Source organism: Aliirhizobium cellulosilyticum, assembly GCF_014198105.1.
In the GTDB taxonomy this organism is placed as follows: domain Bacteria; phylum Pseudomonadota; class Alphaproteobacteria; order Rhizobiales; family Rhizobiaceae; genus Neorhizobium; species Neorhizobium cellulosilyticum.
Genome location: NZ_JACIGW010000005.1, coordinates 296,273 through 315,357, shown reverse-complemented (window position 1 = coordinate 315,357; position 19,085 = coordinate 296,273). Strand labels below are relative to the sequence as shown.

General features: G+C 60.8%; 20 protein-coding genes and 1 riboswitch. Of the genes, 3 read left to right on the top strand and 17 right to left on the bottom strand.

All coding sequences use genetic code 11. The features are described 5' to 3' along the window. Positions 1–3 precede the first annotated feature (3 nt). The 10 genes from cimA to GGE33_RS20730 all read right to left on the bottom strand — a co-directional run bounded on the left by cimA (position 4) and on the right by GGE33_RS20730 (position 8,308). Entirely contained in the window at positions 4–1,623 is a 1,620-nt protein-coding gene (gene cimA / locus GGE33_RS20775) for a citramalate synthase (protein WP_183827387.1), read from the bottom strand. A gap of 236 nt (positions 1,624–1,859) precedes the next feature. Then, on the bottom strand, positions 1,860–2,819 hold the full coding sequence (gene pip / locus GGE33_RS20770; protein WP_183827384.1) for a prolyl aminopeptidase: 960 nt from the start codon (positions 2,817–2,819) through the stop codon (positions 1,860–1,862). Beyond that, a complete protein-coding gene (locus tag GGE33_RS20765; protein ID WP_183827381.1) occupies positions 2,816–3,307 on the bottom strand; it encodes a GFA family protein in 492 nt (163 codons plus the stop codon). Before GGE33_RS20765 ends, pip begins: the two co-directional genes overlap by 4 nt. After that, positions 3,304–3,813: a GFA family protein gene (locus tag GGE33_RS20760; RefSeq protein WP_246436310.1), complete on the bottom strand. Its 510-nt coding sequence runs from the start codon at positions 3,811–3,813 to the stop codon at positions 3,304–3,306. Before GGE33_RS20760 ends, GGE33_RS20765 begins: the two co-directional genes overlap by 4 nt. After that, a complete protein-coding gene (locus GGE33_RS20755) occupies positions 3,810–4,301 on the bottom strand; it encodes a GFA family protein (RefSeq protein WP_183827378.1) in 492 nt (163 codons plus the stop codon). The genes GGE33_RS20760 and GGE33_RS20755 overlap by 4 nt, the downstream gene beginning before the upstream one ends. Then, positions 4,298–4,717, bottom strand: coding sequence for a type II toxin-antitoxin system VapC family toxin (locus tag GGE33_RS20750; RefSeq protein ID WP_343062587.1), 420 nt, complete (start codon positions 4,715–4,717; stop codon positions 4,298–4,300). The genes GGE33_RS20755 and GGE33_RS20750 overlap by 4 nt, the downstream gene beginning before the upstream one ends. Next, complete coding sequence (locus GGE33_RS20745) at positions 4,714–4,986, bottom strand: antitoxin (RefSeq protein WP_183827375.1); 273 nt, start codon at positions 4,984–4,986, stop codon at positions 4,714–4,716. Before GGE33_RS20745 ends, GGE33_RS20750 begins: the two co-directional genes overlap by 4 nt. A gap of 57 nt (positions 4,987–5,043) precedes the next feature. Next, complete coding sequence (gene cysS, locus GGE33_RS20740) at positions 5,044–6,441, bottom strand: cysteine--tRNA ligase (protein WP_183827371.1); 1,398 nt, start codon at positions 6,439–6,441, stop codon at positions 5,044–5,046. 204 nt (positions 6,442–6,645) lie between these two features. After that, positions 6,646–7,743 carry an AbrB family transcriptional regulator gene (locus tag GGE33_RS20735; protein WP_183827368.1) on the bottom strand — a complete coding sequence of 366 codons (1,098 nt, stop codon included), beginning with the start codon at positions 7,741–7,743 and terminating at the stop codon, positions 6,646–6,648. Between the two features lie 7 nt (positions 7,744–7,750). Beyond that, the gene (locus tag GGE33_RS20730; RefSeq protein WP_183827365.1) at positions 7,751–8,308 is read right to left on the bottom strand and encodes a hydrolase; all 558 of its coding nucleotides are present in this window, start codon (positions 8,306–8,308) and stop codon (positions 7,751–7,753) included. A gap of 158 nt (positions 8,309–8,466) precedes the next feature. Between GGE33_RS20730 and GGE33_RS20725 the strand changes: the two genes are divergently transcribed. Further along, complete coding sequence (locus tag GGE33_RS20725; protein ID WP_183827362.1) at positions 8,467–9,081, top strand: TetR/AcrR family transcriptional regulator; 615 nt, start codon at positions 8,467–8,469, stop codon at positions 9,079–9,081. Between the two features lie 18 nt (positions 9,082–9,099). On the opposite strand, the gene GGE33_RS20720 is transcribed toward GGE33_RS20725, so the two are convergent. The 6 genes from GGE33_RS20720 to alr all read right to left on the bottom strand — a co-directional run bounded on the left by GGE33_RS20720 (position 9,100) and on the right by alr (position 15,676). Further along, complete coding sequence (locus GGE33_RS20720; RefSeq protein WP_246436308.1) at positions 9,100–9,690, bottom strand: DedA family protein; 591 nt, start codon at positions 9,688–9,690, stop codon at positions 9,100–9,102. Positions 9,691–9,789: 99 nt separating this feature from the next. Continuing rightward, positions 9,790–10,530 (bottom strand): SDR family NAD(P)-dependent oxidoreductase, encoded by a 741-nt coding sequence (locus tag GGE33_RS20715; RefSeq protein ID WP_148145419.1) that lies wholly within the window; start codon positions 10,528–10,530, stop codon positions 9,790–9,792. 110 nt (positions 10,531–10,640) lie between these two features. Then, positions 10,641–12,143, bottom strand: a complete 1,503-nt coding sequence (gene purF, locus GGE33_RS20710; protein WP_183827359.1) for an amidophosphoribosyltransferase — start codon at positions 12,141–12,143, stop codon at positions 10,641–10,643. A gap of 138 nt (positions 12,144–12,281) precedes the next feature. Continuing rightward, positions 12,282–12,869: a CvpA family protein gene (locus GGE33_RS20705; RefSeq protein ID WP_148145417.1), complete on the bottom strand. Its 588-nt coding sequence runs from the start codon at positions 12,867–12,869 to the stop codon at positions 12,282–12,284. A gap of 114 nt (positions 12,870–12,983) precedes the next feature. After that, on the bottom strand, positions 12,984–14,399 hold the full coding sequence (gene radA, locus GGE33_RS20700) for a DNA repair protein RadA (RefSeq protein WP_183827356.1): 1,416 nt from the start codon (positions 14,397–14,399) through the stop codon (positions 12,984–12,986). Positions 14,400–14,503: 104 nt separating this feature from the next. Then, positions 14,504–15,676, bottom strand: coding sequence for an alanine racemase (gene alr, locus GGE33_RS20695; protein WP_183827353.1), 1,173 nt, complete (start codon positions 15,674–15,676; stop codon positions 14,504–14,506). 234 nt (positions 15,677–15,910) lie between these two features. Here alr and GGE33_RS20690 point away from each other — a divergent pair, with 234 nt between their 5' ends. After that, on the top strand, positions 15,911–16,423 hold the full coding sequence (locus GGE33_RS20690; RefSeq protein WP_183827351.1) for a ClbS/DfsB family four-helix bundle protein: 513 nt from the start codon (positions 15,911–15,913) through the stop codon (positions 16,421–16,423). Positions 16,424–16,521: 98 nt separating this feature from the next. Continuing rightward, a riboswitch (cobalamin riboswitch) is annotated at positions 16,522–16,716 on the top strand. Between the two features lie 34 nt (positions 16,717–16,750). Continuing rightward, entirely contained in the window at positions 16,751–17,428 is a 678-nt protein-coding gene (locus GGE33_RS20685) for an energy-coupling factor ABC transporter permease (RefSeq protein WP_183827348.1), read from the top strand. Positions 17,429–17,480: 52 nt separating this feature from the next. Here GGE33_RS20685 and GGE33_RS20680 read toward each other — a convergent pair whose 3' ends face one another. Further along, positions 17,481–18,983 (bottom strand): replicative DNA helicase, encoded by a 1,503-nt coding sequence (locus tag GGE33_RS20680; RefSeq protein ID WP_183827345.1) that lies wholly within the window; start codon positions 18,981–18,983, stop codon positions 17,481–17,483. Positions 18,984–19,085 lie beyond the last annotated feature (102 nt).

Below are 19,085 nucleotides of genomic sequence, written 5' to 3'. Positions count from 1 at the left end.
AGTTCACTCAGCAGCAATCCGGCCCGCCAGTTCCCGGTTCTTCATCAGCTTGTAGATGACCGAGTCCATCAGCGCCTGGAATGAGGCATCGATGATGTTTTCAGAAACACCGACCGTCCACCAGCGCACGCCGCTTCCGTCTGTGGATTCAATGAGGACGCGGGTGATGGCCTCGGTGCCGCCGTTGAGGATACGCACCTTGAAGTCCGCGAGAACCAGATCGTCGATCTCGTTCTGGTATTTGCCGAAATCCTTTCTGAGCGCGAGATCGAGCGCGTTGACAGGGCCGTCGCCTTCCGCCACCGACATATGGCTCTCGCCGTCGATGACGATCTTCACCACCGCCTCGGACACTATCTTGATGCGCCCGAGACTGTCGAAGCGGCGTTCGACCATCACCCGAAACCCGTCGATCGAGAAAAATTCGGGGATCGTGCCGAGCGTGCGGCGTGCGAGCAGTTCGAAGCTCGCATCGGCGCCCTCATAGGCATAGCCGGAGGCTTCGCGTTCCTTGACGATCGAGATCAGGTGATCGAGCTTCGGATCGTCCTTGGCAACCTCTATCCCGCGGCGCTTCAGCGCGTTGATGAAGTTTGATTTGCCGCCCTGGTCCGACACCATGACCTTGCGCAGGTTGCCGACGCTGTCCGGCGTCACATGCTCATAGGTACGCGGATCCTTCAGGAGTGCCGAGGCGTGGATACCCGCCTTGGTGGCGAAGGCGGATGCCCCGACATAAGGCGCCTGATGGTTGGGCGAGCGGTTGAGAAGCTCATCGAAGGCGTGCGACAGGCGCGTCAGCCCCGACAGCCGCTCCGGGTCGATCGCCGTCTCGAAGCGGGAGGCATAGGCCTCCTTCAGACAGAGCGTTCCGATCAGCGTGATCAGGTTGGCATTGCCGCAGCGTTCGCCGATGCCGTTGAGCGTGCCCTGAACCTGCCGACAGCCGGCTTCGATGGCGGCAAGCGAATTGGCCACCGCCTGGCCGGTATCGTCATGCGCATGGATGCCGAGCGACGCGCCGGGAATACCGGTGGCGATGACGGCGGAGACGATCTCGCTCACCTCGTTCGGCTGCGTGCCGCCATTGGTGTCGCAGAGCACGATCCAGCGGGCGCCGGCGTCATGGGCGGTGCGGGCGCAGGCGAGCGCGTATTCCGGATTGGCCTTGTAGCCGTCGAAGAAATGTTCGCAATCGACCAGCGGCTCCTTGCCCGCAGCCTTGGCAGCCTCGACGCTATCGCGGATGGAGGCGAGGTTTTCTTCATTGGTGCAGCCGAGAGCCACCTTGACGTGATAGTCCCAGCTTTTGGCGACGAAACAGACGGCATCGCTCTTCGCCTGCAGCAGTGTAGCAAGCCCCGGATCGTTGGACGCGGAAATGCCGGCGCGCTTGGTCATGCCGAAGGCGACGAATTTTGCTTTGATTGTACGCTTCTCGGTGAAGAAGGCCGTATCGGTCGGATTGGCGCCGGGATAACCGCCCTCGACATAATCGAAGCCGAATTCGTCCAGCATCGCCGAAATCGCGATCTTGTCCTCGACGGAAAAATCGACCCCGGGCGTCTGCTGCCCGTCGCGAAGGGTGGTGTCGAAGAGATATATGCGGTCTCGGGTCGTCATGGATGCTCCTCCCAGAGCGGTATGTATATATTGGCGGCGGCGTTACCCCCCTCTGGTCTGCCGACCATCTCCCCCACAAGGGGGGAGATCACAAGTGGCAGGACCTCCGCTCCCGAAACACGACAGCGCCCAGAAGAAACATCATTTGTGAGTTGGGACCGCGCGCCTAGCTGATCTCCCCCCTTGTGGGGGAGATGCCCGGCAGGGCAGAGGGGGTCGGCTACCGGGTACATGGCTCAAACCTTCCCCGCAAACCGGTCCGTCGCGCGGATCAGCCGGTCGGTGATCCCCGGCTCGGACACGGCGTGGCCGGAACCTTCGACGATGTGGAAATCCGCATCCGTCCAGACCTTGGACAGCTGCCAGGCATATTTGAGCGGGCAGGGCATGTCGTAGCGGCCGTGCACGATGACGCCGGGAATGCCGGCAAGCTTCGTCGCATCCCGCAACAACTGGCCTTCATCCAGCCAGCCGGCATTGATGAAGAAATGGTTTTCGATCCGCGCAAAGGCGAGCGCGAAATGGTCCTCGTCGTGTTTCGAGGCGAGGTCCGGTTCCGGCAGAAGCGTGATGGTCGAGCCTTCCCACACGCTCCATGCCTTGGCGCAGGCGATCTGCTCGGCTCGGTCATTGCCGGTAAGGCGGCGGTGATAGGCGGCCATCATCTCATGACGCTCCGCTTCCGGAATGGGGGCGATGAAGGCCTCCCATTTGTCGGGAAACATTTCCGAGACGCCGAACTGATAGTACCAGTCGAGCTCCGGCTTCGTCAGCGTATAGACGCCGCGCAAAAGAAGCTCGGTGACGCGATCCGGATGCGTTTCGGCATAGGCGAGTGCCAGTGTCGAACCCCAGGAGCCGCCGAACACCTGCCATTGGTCGACGCCGACCATTTCGCGGAGCCGCTCGATATCGGCTACCAGATGCCATGTCGTATTGGCTTCAAGCCCCGCATGCGGCGTCGAGCGGCCGCAGCCGCGCTGATCGAACAGGAGGATGTCGTAAAGTTCCGGATCGAACAGCCGTGCCTGGATCGAAGTGATCCCGCCGCCCGGTCCGCCGTGAAGGAAGACGACGGGTTTTGCACCCTTGTGACCATGGCGTTCCCAGTAGATCACATGCCCGTCGCCGACATCCAGCGTGCCGGTGACGTATGGGATGGAGACGGGATAGAGCGTGCGCAGAATGTCGGTCACAGATGCAAGCCTTTCTCGGGCCAGTTCTCGGTATCGTGGTCGGGATGCTGGAAGGAGATGATCTGCTCCTGCCGGTCGTAATAATCGACGTCGCCATGCACCGGCGCGTCGAAGATCTTTTCGACCCAGGGCAGCTTGAACGCGTGGTTGACCTGAACCTGCGGCGCCAGATCATCGCGCTCGTCGAAGGCGCCGATGGCAATCTCGATGCCTTGCGGGTGGCGATAGGTCAGCGGCGTGCCGCAACGCTTGCAGAAGCCGCGGTCGATATTGACCGACGACTGGAAATAGGTCGGCTCGCCGCGGGTCCATTCGACACCATCCTGCGGTGCCGAGACAAGCGGCCCGAAAAAGCCGCCAAATGCTTTCTGGCACATGCGGCAATGGCAGATCGAGGCACGGCCAAGCTTGCCATGGATCCTGAAGCGCACGGCGCCGCACTGGCATCCGCCGGTTCTCGGGGCGTCTGATCTCGTCGTCTCGCTCATGCATCATCCTCCTTGGTGGTTCCACCTGAGGCCGGAACCGGTTGCCATGTGTCCGTATCGTGGTCGGGATGCTGGTTGGAAACGATATCGGCAAGGAAGGGGGCTTCCGCGATATCGTCCATCGTATGATGCGCCGGCAGTGCGCCGAGGTGATCGACGAACGGCACCTTCGCCTCGACGCCATACTGGATCGATGGCGGCAGCGCCGAAGGATCGTCCAGCGCACCGGCCGATACGGCAATCCCGTCGGCAGCCTCATAGGTGAGCGGCGTGCCGCAATTGCCGCAGAAACCGCGAACGACATGGTTCGACGACGGAAACTGTTTCGGCGCTCCGCGCGTCCAGCGAAAGCTTGCGCCGCGGGTCGAGATCAGCGGCGCGTAATAGGCGCCGAACGCCTTCTGGCACATGCGACAGTGACAGATCGACGACTGGCTCGGCTTGCCTTCTATGACGAAGCGGACCGCACCGCACTGGCAGCCGCCGGTATGGAGATGATGGGTCAAATCCAGAACTCCGATCCGGTCTTCGGCCAATGTTGCGTATCGTGGTCGGGATGCTGCCGGCTGCTTCTGGCAATTTCGACGGCCTGTTGCGGCGTCGTATCCATGCCGGGTTCATGGGGCAGGCTTTCAAGCTCTGCGAACCACGGCATCTTGCGCGCAAGGTTGGTCTGCATGTCCGGCTTGACGCTTTCCGGAGCATCGAGGGAGCCGAGCGTGATGCTGACATGATCGTGCCCGCCGTCATAGAACAGCGGCGTGCCGCAATCGCGACAGAAACCGCGCCGCACGGTGTCGGAAGACTGGAACCATGCCGGCTCGCCGCGGGTCAGCGTGAAGTTCTCATGCTTCACCCCGCCGAACGGCATGAAATAGTTGCCGGCCGCCTTCTGGCACATCCGGCAATGGCAGACATGCGGAAAGCCGATCTCGCCTTCTGCGCGGTAGCGGATGGCGCCACATTGGCAGCCGCCGGTATGGATCTGGGTCATGGCGCAGCCTCCTCCAACCAGTTTTCAACCCTTAGTCCGTCGACGCGGGAAAACTCGCGAATGTTATTGGTGACGAGCGTGAGGTCGAGCGATCTTGCATGAGCGGCGATGAAGAGGTCGACTGGCCCGATCAAGGCGCCTTTTGCTGTCAGATCGTTGCGGATCGACGCGTAATGGAAAGTTGAAACATCCTCGTAGGGAGCGACAGCCAGCCGCCTGATCAGCGCCTCGACAAGATCTATAAGTCTTGCCGAGGCTCTTTTTTCGGCCCCGTAACGAAGTTCGGAAGCTACCAACGAGCTGATGCAGCACAACGAACTTACGTTGAACATGCGTTGCGCGACAGGGCCATCCGGATGACGGATGATCTCGGAAGCAATATTCGTGTCGAGCATGTAGCGCCAGTCCGTGGTCACCGGTCGGCATCCTTGAAGATGTCGGTTTCCTTCGCGTGAGGCTGATCCTCATCGACATCGGGAAATTCCTCATCCCAGGGCTCAATGCTTGTCAGCCATTCGCGAAAGTCATCTTTTTGGCTGACCGGCTCGATCACGAGCCGATCACCTTCCTTGCGCATGACTGCTTCTTCGCCAGCCATCTCGAACTCCGCCGGGATCACGACCGCCTGAGCGCCGCCGTTGCGGAAGAATTTTACATGACGCTCTGCATTCCGTTCGGCACCCATGTCTTCCTCCTTGACGTTTGGTTGCAGCATAGGGCCGCTCGCCCGGAAGCTGCAAGCCTACCGCTTCAGCTCCCATGTCGTGACCCGCTCGCCGGTTGCCGCGTCCTTGCCGTCCTTCAGCTGGATGCCCTTGGCCGAAAGCTCATCGCGGATCTTGTCGGCTTCGGCAAAGTTCTTCGCCTTCAGCATTTCAAGCCGCATCGCGACAAGCGCATCGACGGCACCCGCAAGCGCTTCATCGACTTCCGTTTTCTTCGGGAGCACACCGAGAAGTGCGGCACTGGCTGCAAACATCGGCAACAGCGTCCTGTCGGCATTGGCTTCCTGCGCCAGCGCGTGGATGCGCTGTACGGAGGCCACCGTGTTCAGATCATCGGCAAGCGCTTCGAGCACGATCGGGCAGGTCTCGGTGCCTGCCGGGATCTCGGACAGATCGACCGCCGGCCACTTGGCCAGAAGCCTTTCTGCTTCCTCGAGCCGCTTCACCGAAAAGTCGATCGGTTCGCGGTAATGCGTCATCAGCATGGCAAGCCGCAGCACCTCGCCCGGCCACTTGCGGCCGCCGAAAGTGTCGGTCTCCAGAAGCTGGTTGATGGTGATGAAGTTGCCGTCGGATTTCGACATCTTCTTGCCTTCGACCTGCACGAAGCCGTTATGCATCCAGACATTCGCCATGACTTCGGTGCCATGGGCGCAGCGCGACTGGGCGATCTCGTTTTCGTGGTGCGGGAAGATCAGATCCAGGCCGCCGCCATGGATGTCGAACACCTCGCCGAGATAACGGCCGCTCATCGCCGAGCATTCGATATGCCAGCCCGGACGCCCACGACCCCAGGGGCTCTCCCAGCCGGGTTCGTTATGGGAGGAAAGCTTCCACAAGACAAAGTCACCGGGGTTCTTCTTGTGCGCATCGACGGCGACGCGGGCGCCGGCCTGCTGCTCGTCGAGCGGGCGTTTGGAAAGCTGGCCGTAATCGGTCATCGACTTGGTGTCGAAAAGCACTTCGCCTTCCGCCACATAGGCATGGCCGCGGGCGATCAGCTTTTCGATGATCTCGATCATCTGTGAAATATTGTCGGTGGCGCGCGGTTCGACAGTCGGCTCGAGGCAGCCCAGCGCCGCGACATCGGCATGGAACTGTTTTGCCGTCTTTTCCGTCACCGCATGGATTGCCTCGTTGAGGGCCAGATGCGGAAAGTCGCGCAGGGCACGGGCGTTGATCTTGTCGTCGACGTCGGTGATGTTGCGGGCATAGGTGACATGAGCGTCGCCGTAGACATGCTTCAAAAGCCGAAACAGCACGTCGAACACGATGACCGGGCGGGCATTGCCGATATGGGCGAAATCATAGACGGTCGGACCGCAGACATACATGCGCACGTTATCGGCATCGATCGGCTGGAACGCCGATTTCTTGCGGATCAAGGTATTGTATAGCTTGAGCGTGGCGCTCATCGAAAAATTCTCCCAACGTCAACAAGACATGCCGCAACCGGTACCGGACCGGGGCGTTTGTCTTCAAGGCTTTTCGAGAGACGAAAACGGCCGGACCAGCGCGAACGCTAGCGGATAATGTTCCCACAAATGGAAATCGTCGTTTTCATGGGCTCGGTTATGGCGTGCGTCGGCTGTTTGGTCAAGAGTGGAAGAGCCGTGCGGTCAGCGGGACATATGGCGCACGATCGCCTTGGCGAGCATCGGCCCGGTCAGCACCACGACCAGGAAGCGGCCGATCTGCATTGCCATCACGAAGGGCACGTCGACATTGGTCGATGCGGCGATGATGGCGACCGAATCGGCACCACCGGGGCTGGTCGCCAGATAGGCCGTCAGTGGATCGATGCCGGCGAAAAATACCAGCATGGCGGCAAAGCCGCTGCAGATGAGAAGAAGGCAGGCAATCGAGCCGAGCACGCGCAGGAAGTTGCGTGCCGCGTAAGTGACGACCTCGCGTGTGAACCGCCCGCCGACCGCCCAGCCAACCAGGGCATAGGCAATGGCAAGCATCCATGGTGCAAGCACCAGCGGCATGCCGAAGCCGAACTTGGCGACAAGACAGCCGGCCAGCGGCCCGAGCAGTGCTGCTCCGGGAATACGCATCAGGCCGCAGATCCAGGCCGAGCCGAAGGCGACAGCCAGCGTCGCAAGGACAGAAAGAGGCGAAAGGGCAGGGAACCACTCGACGCTTTGCGAGTCGGCCGGCGTCACGCCGAAGAGACGCGCCACCATGGTCGCGGCAAGCGCCACGCAGACGACGCGCAAATACTGCATGAAGGCGACGAGCCGCATGTCGCCGCCATAGCTTTCGGACATCAGCACCATGACCGAGGCGGCACCGGGCGAAGAACCCCATATTGCCGTCGTGCCCGGAAAGATCTGCGCCCTGACCATCAGCGCGCCGAGCGACGCAGAAGCGATCACGGTTGCGAGGATGCCGACTGCGAAGACCGGCCACTGCGCCGCAAGCTCCGAGAAGATCGACGGCGGCATGTTGGCCGCGATCATCACGCCGATGATCGCCTGCGCGCCGTTGAACGCCACCTTCGGCATGCGGAAACTCATGCCCGAAAGCGCCATGGCGATAGCCATTGCCATCGGGCCGAGCAGCAATGCGGCCGGCAGATGCATGAGTTCGAGAAGCCAGCCGAGGAGCAGCGAACCTGCAATAAGGACCAGCCAGCGCGCCGCCGGCGGCAACGCCGCGACCCGCCTCAGCCAGCGGTGGTTTGACGACACATCGTCGGGCTCCTCGGACATCGGGCGATCAGTCAAGTGAAAGGCCTGCCGTGGTGGTTACGCGTGCGATGCGCGGGAAGATGAATTTGAAAGCCATGTCATGCAATTCGGCGGCAACGCCGGTTGATGCGTCCTCCACGACAACCATGTTGTAGCCGTGCTCCCAGCCGGCGCGGACCGTCGATTCAACGCCGAAATTGGTAGCGATACCTCCGACCACGATGGTTTGAATGCCACGCCGACGAAGCTTGACGTCGAGATCTGTGCCGTGAAAGGCGCCCCATTGATGCTTGGTCACGGTGAGATCTCCCGGCTGCTGCAGGCCTTCGGCCAGCACCGTCCAGTCCTCCGGATAGTTGCGGCCGGCGGCGGTATCGGTGAGGCCGCGCGGCGCATCGCCAAAATCCGGGCCGAAATCGACATTGACGAAAACCACAGGTGCATCCGCCTTGCGGAAGGCATCCGCCAGTTGGCGGCCCTTGGCGAGAACATCGGCGCTGGCATGCGGCGCCGTGTTCATGGCGAGAATACCCTTCTGCAGATCGATGAGAACGAGCGCGGTGGTTTTAGGATCGAGTGCGAGCATAGGATGTCTTTCGGCGAGGAAGCGCGAGTGCGTGCAAGATGAACTGCAGGCCGGATCGGCAGGGCGGCGAGGGAAATCCGCGACGGGATGACGAGAGGTCTGCACCATGTTATGCGAGGATGTACTCGCATAACTCCTATTTGAGGATCGCCTCGCAAATGTCAACCGCGAAGCCGCCAAAGGCGGTGGAACCCAAGCGCAAACGTGGTCATGAACGTGTGGCGACAATCGTCGAGACGGCGATCGGCCTGTTTGCCACGCACGGCTATCGAGCCGTGACCATGTCGGAAGTGGCCGCGCAATCGGGCACGGCGATCGGCTCGCTCTACCGCTTCTTTCCGACAAAGGATGCGCTCGCCCAGGCGATCATGGACCGTTATGGCGCGCATCTTACCGACGAGCTGGAAAAGGTGGTGGCGATCGCTTCAACTGCATCGGTGCGGGACGTGGCTCAGGCGCTGGTGGCGATGATGCGCGGATTGCAGACGGAGAGGGCGGCGGCCCTGGTTCTGGCCGATGCCCGCGAGGATGGTTCCCTTCGCCGCGCCGGCCTGCGCAGCCAGATGCTGGAAAAGCTGACGGCGGTCCTGGCGTTGATCGACGGCAGCCCTATGCCCGCCGACATCGACCAGCGCGCCTGGATGCTGCTTTATGCGTTGAAAGCGATCAGGCAGTTCGATCAGGAACATCCGGCGCTGTCTAAACGGCTGATTGACGATGCCTGCCTGCTGATCGAGCCGCTTGTGGCGGCGGGCCTTACGAAAACCGGATAAGAAAAGACAAGCCCGTCTTCAGCGCGTGACCGACCCTCCGCGCATCTGCCTGCGGATGAGATAGGCGAGAGCAGTGAGTATGACTGCAATCGCGGCGATGGCGATAAGCATATGGAGATGCAGCTTCAATCGCCCGAACAACATCTCAACCGCATTGCCGAACAGATAACCGATCGAGGTGATCAGCACGGCCCAGACCACGGCCGCGATGAAATTGAGGATAACGAAGCGAAGTGCCGGCACCGAACTTAGCCCGATTGCAATCGGGCTGACCGTTCGCATGCCGTAGATGAAGCGAAAGGCGAGGATGAAGCCGGTCGGATGGGCTTCGAGAAGCTGACTGACCTTCTGCGCCGCATCGGTTTTCAGGAAGCGTTGAACCAGCGCCAGCCGGTTGGCATAACGCCCGGCGAAGAACCACGCCTGATCCGCCGCAAATGAACCGATTGCTGCAGCCGTCGCCGCTTCCCACCAGGACATGAAATGCCGGTGCGCAAAGACCCCGCCCAAAAAGACCGCCGTCTCGCCCTCGAAGGCTGCGCCTAAAAACACGGCGAGCACGCCATATTGGGAAATCAGATGTTCAAGCGAGAAATGTTCGAACGGCAAGGACAAGTCTCCGGCATGGCACGATGCTTCAGGTCTGCTCCTTCAAGTTAGGGGAGCCGCAGCCAAAGTCATGCCGGATCTTATCGCCCTGTGCTTTCTTCACTCCGGCAGCCGGTAATCGACGAAGCGGTTTTCGCGCACGACGAACAGCCGGCCGCTGTCGATCGTTTCGGGTGAAGCGAGCGGAAGGATCTTTGCGGCGACCTCTGACGGATGCGGCAGGGTTTCCGGGTCTTCGCCAGGCATGGCCTGGGCGCGCATGGCGGTGCGGGTGGCGCCCGGGTTGACCATGTTGATCTTGAGCGGCGTGTGCGCCATTTCCTCGGCCCAGATCCTGCCCATGGTCTCGACCGCGGCCTTCGACATCGCATAGGCACCCCAGAACGCGCGCGGATTGGTGGCAACGCCCGACGAAAGCAGGATGGCGCGGCCAGCATCAGACTTGACCAGCAGCGGCTCCAGAGAGCGGACCAGCCGCCACATGGACGTGACATTGGTGGTCATGACACGATCGAAGGTCTTCGCTTCAACATGGGCGACCGGTGCGATGACGCCGAGAATGCCGGCATTGGCGACGAGAATGTCGAGCTTGCCCCAGCGCTCATAGATCGACGCCCCCAGCCTGTCGATTGCGTCCATGTCGGAAAGATCGAAGGGAACGAGTGTGGCCGAGCCGCCGGCGGCCTTGATCACGTCATCCAGTTCTTCCAGCCCGCCGACCGTGCGAGCGCAGGCAATCACATGCGCGCCGGCTTTTGCCAGTTCAATCGCCGTGAAATAGCCGATGCCGCGCGATGCGCCGGTGACAAGCGCAATCCTGCCTTTGAGATCGATGGTCATGTTTCCCGCCCCGCTTAGACAATCTGATTTTGAGGCCAAAAAAGAAGGCCGCGTTTCCGCAGCCTTCTAGAATGTTTATCGGTTGTTGGAAACCGGTCTTCGCGTCCGGCTCAACCGTTGCTGGCGAGTAGCGAGACCTTGCGACCGACCGCTTCGCCGTCCTTGTCGAGAAGGCGGGTCGGATAATCGCCGGTGAAATAGTGGTCGGTGAACTGCGGACGTGCGTCGTTGCGGTCCTCGCCGCCGACGGCCTGGTAGAGACCGTTGATCGACAGGAATTCGAGGCTGTCACAGCCGATATATTTGCACATCGCTTCCAGGCTTTCATACTGGTTGGCGAGCAGCTTTTCCCGGTCCGGCGTGTCGATGCCGTAGAAGTCGGGATAATAGATCATCGGGCTGGCAACACGCAGATGCACTTCCTTTGCGCCGGCATCGCGGATCATCTGCACGATCTTGAGAGACGTGGTGCCGCGAACGACCGAATCGTCGACCAGTACGACGCGCTTGCCTTCGATCATCGCCCGGTTGGCGGAATGCTTCAGCTTCACGCCGAAGGCGCGGATCTGCTGCGTCGGCTCGATGAAGGTACGACCGACATAGTGGTTGCGGATGATGCCGTATTCGAACGGAATGCCGCTCTGTTGAGCATAACCGAGCGCTGCCGGTGTGCCGCCATCGGGAACCGGCACGACGACATCGGCATCGACCGGAGCTTCCTTAGCGAGGTTGATGCCCATGTTCTTGCGGGCAACATAGACCGAGCGGCCGCCGACGACCGAATCCGGACGGGCGAAATAAACATATTCGAACAGGCACAGGCGTTCCGGCTGACCGTTGCCGGCCTTGCGGGCGTCGATGCTGATCGAACCGTCCGGCTGCGTTTCGCAGATGATGACTTCTCCGTTTTCGACGTCACGGACGAACTTGGCGCCGATAATGTCGAGGGCGCAGCTTTCCGAGGCGAAGACCGGCTTGCCGTCGAGTTCGCCCATGACCAGCGGACGAATGCCCGTGGGATCGCGCGCTGCAATCAGCTTGGTGCGGGTCATCGCCAGCATCGAATAACCGCCCTCCATCTGGCGGACCGCATCGATGAAGCGGTCGGCAGTGGAGGAATAACGGGAGCGGGCGATGAGGTGCAGGACGACTTCGGTATCGGAAGTAGACTGACAGATGGCGCCACCGGCGATCAGCTGACGGCGAAGCGTCAGGCCGTTGGTGAAATTGCCGTTATGGGCGATCGCGATACCGCCGACTTCCAGTTCGGCAAACAGCGGCTGCACGTTGCGGAGCGCCACTTCGCCGGTCGTCGAATAACGGACGTGGCCGATGGAGATGTTGCCGGGCAGCTTGGCGAGCGTTGCCGGGTCCGTATAATGGTCGCCGACGAGGCCCATGCGGCGTTCCGAATGGAAGCGCAGGCCGTCGAAGGAAACGATACCGGCAGCTTCCTGGCCACGATGCTGAAGGGCATGCAGACCAAGCGCCGTCAGCGTTGCCGCATCCGGGTGCCCGAGGATGCCGAACACGCCGCATTCTTCATGCAGCGTATCGTCTTCCCACTCATTGGAGTGGTTGATGTCGAAGGATTGTGAAGCCGACTGGTCCATCGTGAGCCTGTGCCCTTGATCTTAAAATGGAAAGGCCGGCCGGGGAGTTTTCGTCCCCGGTGCCAGCCCGCTCTCTACCTGAATTCAAGTCATACCACAAATGGTGACGAATTGCGCTGCATCAAGCGCAACACAGCGTCAATTATTTGTAGCAGGTGCGTCGCCTACCGGCGGCAGTTCCTGGCCGGGCTGAACATCGGCCGGCGCTTCTTCCTTGCCGGTGATGCGCGCGCGGATCTGCGGCTCGATATCCTCGGGCAATACGGCTTCAAGACGGCCGACAAGCGTATCGAGGAAAGGCTTCGACTTGGCGTCCACCACCCAGGTCGGCTGCGCCTTGACTGGCACCAGCCAGTTCCAGAAGGCCGTTGCGATGACGAGTAGCAGGATGCCGCGGGCAGCCCCGAAGAGGAAGCCGAGCGTACGGTCCAGCGCGCCGATGCGGCTGTCGATGATGAAATCAGCAATCCGCGAGGTGATGAAGGAGATCACGATCAGCGCGATCAGAAAGATCACGCCTGCAGAGGCGGCAATCGCGATACGGTGATCGGACGTGTATTTTTCCGCATAAGGCACAGCCAGCGGATAAAGATAATAGGCGGCGGCAACCGAGCCGGCCCAGCTGGCGATCGACAGCACTTCGCGGGAAAAGCCGCGGACCATGGCAAGCACCGCAGAAAACAGGGTGACGCCGATGACAATACCGTCGAAGATCGTAATGGGCATGTAAACTCTACTCCAGAACCTGCCGTTCCACACCTGCCGGATGAACCGGCATTTTCGCCCGGCATTCCAGCATTGGGCGCAGTGTCTTACATCAGCCAACTCATTAACGGAAGATCAATCATCTTCTCCGGCATTTTCATGGCCTTTCCCCAGTTTCTTGGCGGATCCGGCAATGCGGGCGACAAGATCGGGAAGGTCCTCGATCATCGTCCAGCGGGCGCTGCCGTTCTTCGGCAGTTCCGCCGAGGTGGCAGGCAGCATGGCGCCGGCAAAGCCGAGTTTTTCCGCTTCCTTCAGGCGCTGGGATGTCTGCGACACCGGGCGTACGGCGCCTGAAAGGCTGATTTCGCCGAAGAAAACACAATCGGCAGGCAAAGCCGCGCCGGCAAGCGAGGAGACGAGCGCCGATGCGATCGCCATGTCGGCTGCCGGTTCCGAAATGCGGTAGCCGCCTGCGACATTGAGATAGACATCGTGCTGGCCGAGCCTGACCCCGCAATGGGCTTCGAGCACGGCAAGGATCATTGCCAGACGCGAACTGTCCCAGCCGACCACGGCGCGGCGCGGCGTGCCGAGCGAAGTGGCTGCTACAAGCGCCTGTACCTCGACCAGAACCGGCCGTGTGCCTTCCATGCCGGCAAAGACGGCGGCACCCGGAGATTTGGCATTGCGCTCGCCGAGAAACAGTTCGGACGGGTTGGAAACATCGCGCAAGCCGTTATCGGACATTTCGAACACGCCGATTTCGTCGGTCGGCCCGAAACGGTTCTTGACCGTTCTGAGGATGCGATAGTGATGGCCGCGATCGCCCTCGAAATAAAGCACGGCATCGACCATGTGCTCGACGACGCGCGGACCGGCGATCTGGCCTTCCTTCGTCACATGCCCGACGAGAACCATGGCGGCACCCGTCTGCTTGGCAAAGCGGATCATTGCCTGCACGCCGGTGCGCACCTGGGTGACGGTGCCAGGGGCCGAATCTGCCGTATCGCTCCAGAGCGTCTGGATGGAATCGATGATCACCAAATCGGGGCGTTTGCCTTCGGAAATTGTGGCAAGGATGTCTTCCACATTGGTTTCCGCAGCAAGCAGCACGTCCGAATCCGCTGCACCGAGGCGCTGGGCGCGCAGGCGCACCTGGGCCACCGCCTCTTCGCCCGAGACATAGATGATCCGGTGGCCGCGGCGTGAAAGTGCTGCTGCCGCCTGCATCAGCAGCGTCGACTTGCCGATGCCGGGGTCGCCCCCAATCAGCACGGCGGAGCCGCGCACGAAACCGCCACCGGTGGCGCGGTCGAGTTCGGAGATGCCGGTGAAAATACGCGGTGCCTGTTCGGTTTCGCCCGACAGCGTGGTCAACGCAACGGCACGGCCCTTCTTCGGGGCCTTGCCGGGACCGCCGCCGATGCCGCCCATCGGGTCTTCCTCGACGATCGTGTTCCACTCGCCGCAGCCGTCGCACTTGCCGGCCCAGCGGCTATGCACCGTGCCGCAGTTCTGGCACACGAATTGGGTTTTGGTTTTTGCCATAGATTTGATCGCCGCCTTGAATATCTCGGATACCCGCAAGAACAAAAGCGGAACCAATGGCCTTTTAAGCGAAACTGGCGGGTGATGACAAGACGGCGGTGATATCAATCGTCCGGATAAATGTAGCGCCGTTCATAACGCAGCCCGAGCGCGGTCAGAAGTTCGTAACCGATCGTGCCGCCGGCGCGTGCGGTGTCGTCGAGTGCGATGTTCGGGCCGAACAGTTCGATATAGTCACCGGTGCGGATTTCGTTTTCGGGTACGTCGGTCACGTCGAAGATCGTCAGATCCATCGTGACCCGGCCGATCACGGGCACGCGCCTGTTGGCGATGAAGCCAAAAGCGCCGGGTGCGCCTCCAGCCCGAAGCGGTACGCCGGAACCTGACAGCGAACGCAGGTAGCCGTCGGCATAACCGGCCGACACAACGGCAAGCCTGCTGTTGCGCGACAGCTGATGGGTGGCGCCGTAGCTGACGGTCGAACCGGACGGCGCATCACGGATCTGGATGATGCGTGCCTCCGCCTTGGCCACGGGTTTAAGCGCCTTCATGCCGTTGACCGCCTCGCCGCCATAGGCGGCAATGCCGGGACGGGTGAGGTCGAAGTGATATTCCGGGCCGAGAAAGATGCCTGCGGAAGCAGACAGACTTGTCGGAACGCCTTCGAAAGCCGCAGCAACCCGTTGGAAAGACTCAAGCTGTGATCGGTTGAGCGGAGAGGCCGGCGAATCGCCGCTGTGAAGATGCGACATGACGAGAACGGGTGAGAAACTTGCCGGCCGCGAGACATCCTCGGCAAAGGCGATCGCTTCTTCCGCGGGAAGGCCGAGCCGGTTGAAGCCGGTATCGATATGTAGCGCACAAGGATGGTCGCCATGTTCGGCGGTGACCGACATCCAGAAGGCCAGCTGTTCCTCGGAGATGATCACCGGGACCAGATCGTTTTCGTAAAACATCCGTTCCTGGCCCGGCCATATGCCGGAAAGCACGTAGATGCGGGCATCCGGCGCGTAGGTGCGCAAGGTTACGCCTTCCTGCACCGCGGCAACGAAGAAATCCCGTGCGCCGGCTTCATAGAGCGCGGTACCGCAATCCTCAAGCCCGAGACCATAGGCATCCGCCTTGACGACTGCGGCGGTTGAAGCCTTTCCACAGCGGCGCGCCATTTCCTTCCAGTTGTCGACAAGTGCGCCGAGATCGACCGTCAATCTCACGGGCGCGATATCGAAATCATCCGGATAGGTTTCGTCGCTGTCAAAATCGGTCTGTTCTGTCATGGCGGTCTCAATTGAATATGCTTTTGAAAGGCGGAGTGGCCGATCCTAACCTTTTTGCCGGCTGGAAAAAGGCCGCGGGTGAAGAATAAGGTTCTCCGTACAGGCTTTTGACACCACAATAATAGTGCAGCAATCCTAGGGTCGGTGTCCGGCTGCGACAGCCGGACGGCTTCATATCCTGTGGACAGAAGCGTAGCTTAGATGCTGTATTCGAACAGCATCTGAAGGCGCTCCATGGCTGTACCCGGTTCCAGGCAGGAACTTCTTGCGGCGATCTCCACGACCTTCAACAGGCTTTGGGACGATCTTGCCAGCGTTCCGAAGGTCCGGGCGAGAGAGGCATCCATGCAGGGCCACATGGCAGGCTCGATGATGAGCCCGGCGGATCTCGTCGCATACCTCATCGGCTGGAACGAACTGGTGCTGAAATGGCTCGATCGGGATGACCGGGGTGAAGCGGTCGATTTTCCGGAGATGGGGTTCAAGTGGAACGAACTGGGGCCGCTTGCCCAAAAATTCTATGCAGACCATGACGCACTGGACTGGCCCGAGCGGTTGGAACGACTGAGGACGGTGAAAGAGCAACTGGTCTCGACAATCAGCAACCGGTCAGATGACGAGCTTTACGGCAAAGGCTGGTACGGCAAGTGGACCAAGGGGCGCATGATCCAGTTCAACACCGCGTCGCCCTATGCCAATGCAAGAGCGCGCATTCGCAAATGGCTGAAGGCCCAGGAGTGCGCGTAGCAACGCCGATGACCCATTCTTGCTGCATGCGACCCTATGACAGCGGTAGATTGGTGCGATTTCGGCTGCGGTTGTTTGCTGCCTCTGCGGGAAATTGCTACCCCATTCCCGCACATGGTGCGGCCGACATCCGTTGACCGCATGGGAACAAGGGCAGCATCTGTTGAACCCGACCGCCCCCGCGACTGTGAGCGGCGAGCTTTGCGAAACACCACTGTGGCCTCGCGCCATGGGAAGGTTCGACAAGGCATCGACCCGCGAGTCAGGAGACCGACCGTGTGTATCTTATCAATCAACGACCGTCGGGTGTGACGGACAGGAGCACATATGCATATCGAACCGGGCCTCGTAGACGGGGCCAAAATCATTCTGAGCTACGCCACTGCAGCAGGGGCGGGACTTTTCACGTTGAAGTTGGCGCGAGACACGATCCGGCAACAGGGTCTCGCATCATTGGCCGCGCGTACGGCCATCACCGCTGTAGCAGTCTTTTCCTTCTTCGAACTTCTGCCGCATTATGCGGTCGGCGTGTCCGAGGTGCATTTCATTCTCGGATCGACATTGTTCCTGCTGTTCGGCGCAGCACCGGCGGCAATCGGGCTGGCGCTTGGTCTGGCGATACAGGGACTGTTCTTTGCGCCGGCCGACCTGCCGCAGTTTGGAATGAACGTCACGACGCTGCTGGTGCCGTTGTTTGCGGTGAAAGCGCTGGCGGATCGTATCATTTCGCCAGGCACGGCCTATGTCGATCTCACCTATAGGCAGGCGCTCCAGCTATCGACCGCCTATCAGGCCGGTGTCGTCGCCTGGGTGGCTTTCTGGGCCTTTTATGGTGCCGGTTTCGCAAGCGAAAATCTTGTGGCGATCGGCACGTTCGGTATTGCCTATATGTCGATCGTGCTGATCGAGCCGCTGGCGGACCTGGCCGTACTTGCCATCGCCAAGACCCTGAATGCTCTGAACGGTTCAGGCTTCGTTACGCGACGGCTTTACAACGCGGCCTGAGTTAGCCCGCGACTCTCAGCCTCGCCGGTGTACTGCCGGCGAGGCTGTTCGATCACGGTTCTTCGTATTGCGTGAAGCTCGGCTCGGCGAGGTCCGCAAAGCGCGTGAATTCGGACTGGAAGGCGAGCTTGACCGTGCCAGTCGGTCCGTGACGCTGCTTGGCGATGATGACGTCGGCCGTACCCTTGACGCGCTCCATATGTGCTTCCCATTCCGGGTATTTCGGATCGGCCAAGTCGCGGGGCTCCATGTTCTTTACATAATATTCCTCACGGAACACGAAGAGCACGACGTCGGCATCCTGCTCGATCGAGCCTGATTCGCGAAGGTCGGAAAGCTGCGGGCGTTTGTCTTCACGGCTTTCGACACCGCGCGATAGCTGTGACAGCGCGATGATCGGCACGTTGAGTTCCTTGCCGAGCGCCTTCAGACCCGTGGTGATCTGGGTGATTTCCTGCACGCGGTTTTCACCCGACTTGCCCGAACCGGTCATCAGCTGGATATAGTCGACCACCAGGCAATCGAGGCCGCGCTGGCGCTTCAGGCGGCGGGCGCGCGCCGATAGCTGGGCGATCGAGATACCACCGGTCTGGTCGATAAACAGCGGCACCTTCTGCATCATTTGGCTACAGGCGACCAGCTTTTCGAAATCGGCCTCGGTAATGTCACCGCGACGGATCTTTGACGACGAAACTTCCGTCTGCTCGGAGATGATACGGGTGGCCAGCTGTTCGGACGACATTTCGAGCGAGTAAAAGCCGACGACGCCGCCATTCTTGGCCTTGAACGAGCCATCGGGGGCGATTTCCTGCTCGTAAGCCGCGGCGATGTTGTAGGCGATATTGGTGGCAAGCGAGGTCTTGCCCATACCGGGGCGTCCTGCGAGCACGATCAAGTCGGAGCGCTGCAAGCCGCCCATCTTGCCGTCGAGCGACATGATGCCGGTTGAGATACCAGAGAGCTGGCCGTCACGCTCGAAAGCCTGGCCCGCCATGTCGATGGCGATCGCAACAGCATCGTTGAACGACTGGAAGCCGCCGTCGTAACGGCCGGTTTCCGCCAGTTCGAAAAGGCGGCGTTCGGTATCCTCGATCTGGCTTTGCGGCGGCATGTCGAGCGGCGCATCATAGGCGATGTTGACGACATCTTCGCCAATGGTGATCAGCGCCCGGCGAAGCGCCAGGTCGTAGATCGCCCGACCGTAGTCTTCCGCATTGATGATAGAGACGGCATCGGCGGCAAGACGTGCGAGATACTGCGCAACAGTCAGGTCACCCACCTTGTCATCGGCCGGAAGAAAGGTCTTCAGCGTGATCGGGTTGGCAGTCTTGCCCATGCGGATGATGTCGCCGGCAACCTCGTAAATCTTGCGATGCAGCGGTTCGTAGAGATGCGGCGGCTTCAAGAAATCCGAGACGCGGTAATAGGCGTCGTTGTTGACCAGGATCGCGCCGAGCAGCGCCTGTTCCGCCTCGATATTGTTCGGCGCCTCGCGATAGTGCGGCGCTGCATCCTTGTTGCTGAGCGACCCCATGTTGCGCGGAACTTCGTTCATGATCTTCTACCCGTCCTGTCCGTTCAAGGCCTCGGTTCTAGTGATAACTGGACCGCACCGAAACCGTGCATTTTGCCTTCGGATGTTACCCACAGATATCCA

What these genes read in the sequence shown, in the direction of transcription:
- cimA (WP_183827387.1), bottom strand. Translation starts at nt 1,623, where the DNA reads ATGACGACCCGAGACCGCATATATCTCTTCGACACCACCCTTCGCGAC.
- GGE33_RS20765 (WP_183827381.1), bottom strand. Translation starts at nt 3,307, where the DNA reads ATGAGCGAGACGACGAGATCAGACGCCCCGAGAACCGGCGGATGCCAG.
- GGE33_RS20755 (WP_183827378.1), bottom strand. Translation starts at nt 4,301, where the DNA reads ATGACCCAGATCCATACCGGCGGCTGCCAATGTGGCGCCATCCGCTAC.
- GGE33_RS20745 (WP_183827375.1), bottom strand. Translation starts at nt 4,986, where the DNA reads ATGGGTGCCGAACGGAATGCAGAGCGTCATGTAAAATTCTTCCGCAAC.
- cysS (WP_183827371.1), bottom strand. Translation starts at nt 6,441, where the DNA reads ATGAGCGCCACGCTCAAGCTATACAATACCTTGATCCGCAAGAAATCG.
- GGE33_RS20735 (WP_183827368.1), bottom strand. Translation starts at nt 7,743, where the DNA reads ATGTCCGAGGAGCCCGACGATGTGTCGTCAAACCACCGCTGGCTGAGG.
- GGE33_RS20730 (WP_183827365.1), bottom strand. Translation starts at nt 8,308, where the DNA reads ATGCTCGCACTCGATCCTAAAACCACCGCGCTCGTTCTCATCGATCTG.
- GGE33_RS20725 (WP_183827362.1), top strand. Translation starts at nt 8,467, where the DNA reads ATGTCAACCGCGAAGCCGCCAAAGGCGGTGGAACCCAAGCGCAAACGT.
- GGE33_RS20715 (WP_148145419.1), bottom strand. Translation starts at nt 10,530, where the DNA reads ATGACCATCGATCTCAAAGGCAGGATTGCGCTTGTCACCGGCGCATCG.
- purF (WP_183827359.1), bottom strand. Translation starts at nt 12,143, where the DNA reads ATGGACCAGTCGGCTTCACAATCCTTCGACATCAACCACTCCAATGAG.
- GGE33_RS20705 (WP_148145417.1), bottom strand. Translation starts at nt 12,869, where the DNA reads ATGCCCATTACGATCTTCGACGGTATTGTCATCGGCGTCACCCTGTTT.
- radA (WP_183827356.1), bottom strand. Translation starts at nt 14,399, where the DNA reads ATGGCAAAAACCAAAACCCAATTCGTGTGCCAGAACTGCGGCACGGTG.
- alr (WP_183827353.1), bottom strand. Translation starts at nt 15,676, where the DNA reads ATGACAGAACAGACCGATTTTGACAGCGACGAAACCTATCCGGATGAT.
- GGE33_RS20690 (WP_183827351.1), top strand. Translation starts at nt 15,911, where the DNA reads ATGGCTGTACCCGGTTCCAGGCAGGAACTTCTTGCGGCGATCTCCACG.
- GGE33_RS20685 (WP_183827348.1), top strand. Translation starts at nt 16,751, where the DNA reads ATGCATATCGAACCGGGCCTCGTAGACGGGGCCAAAATCATTCTGAGC.
- GGE33_RS20680 (WP_183827345.1), bottom strand. Translation starts at nt 18,983, where the DNA reads ATGAACGAAGTTCCGCGCAACATGGGGTCGCTCAGCAACAAGGATGCA.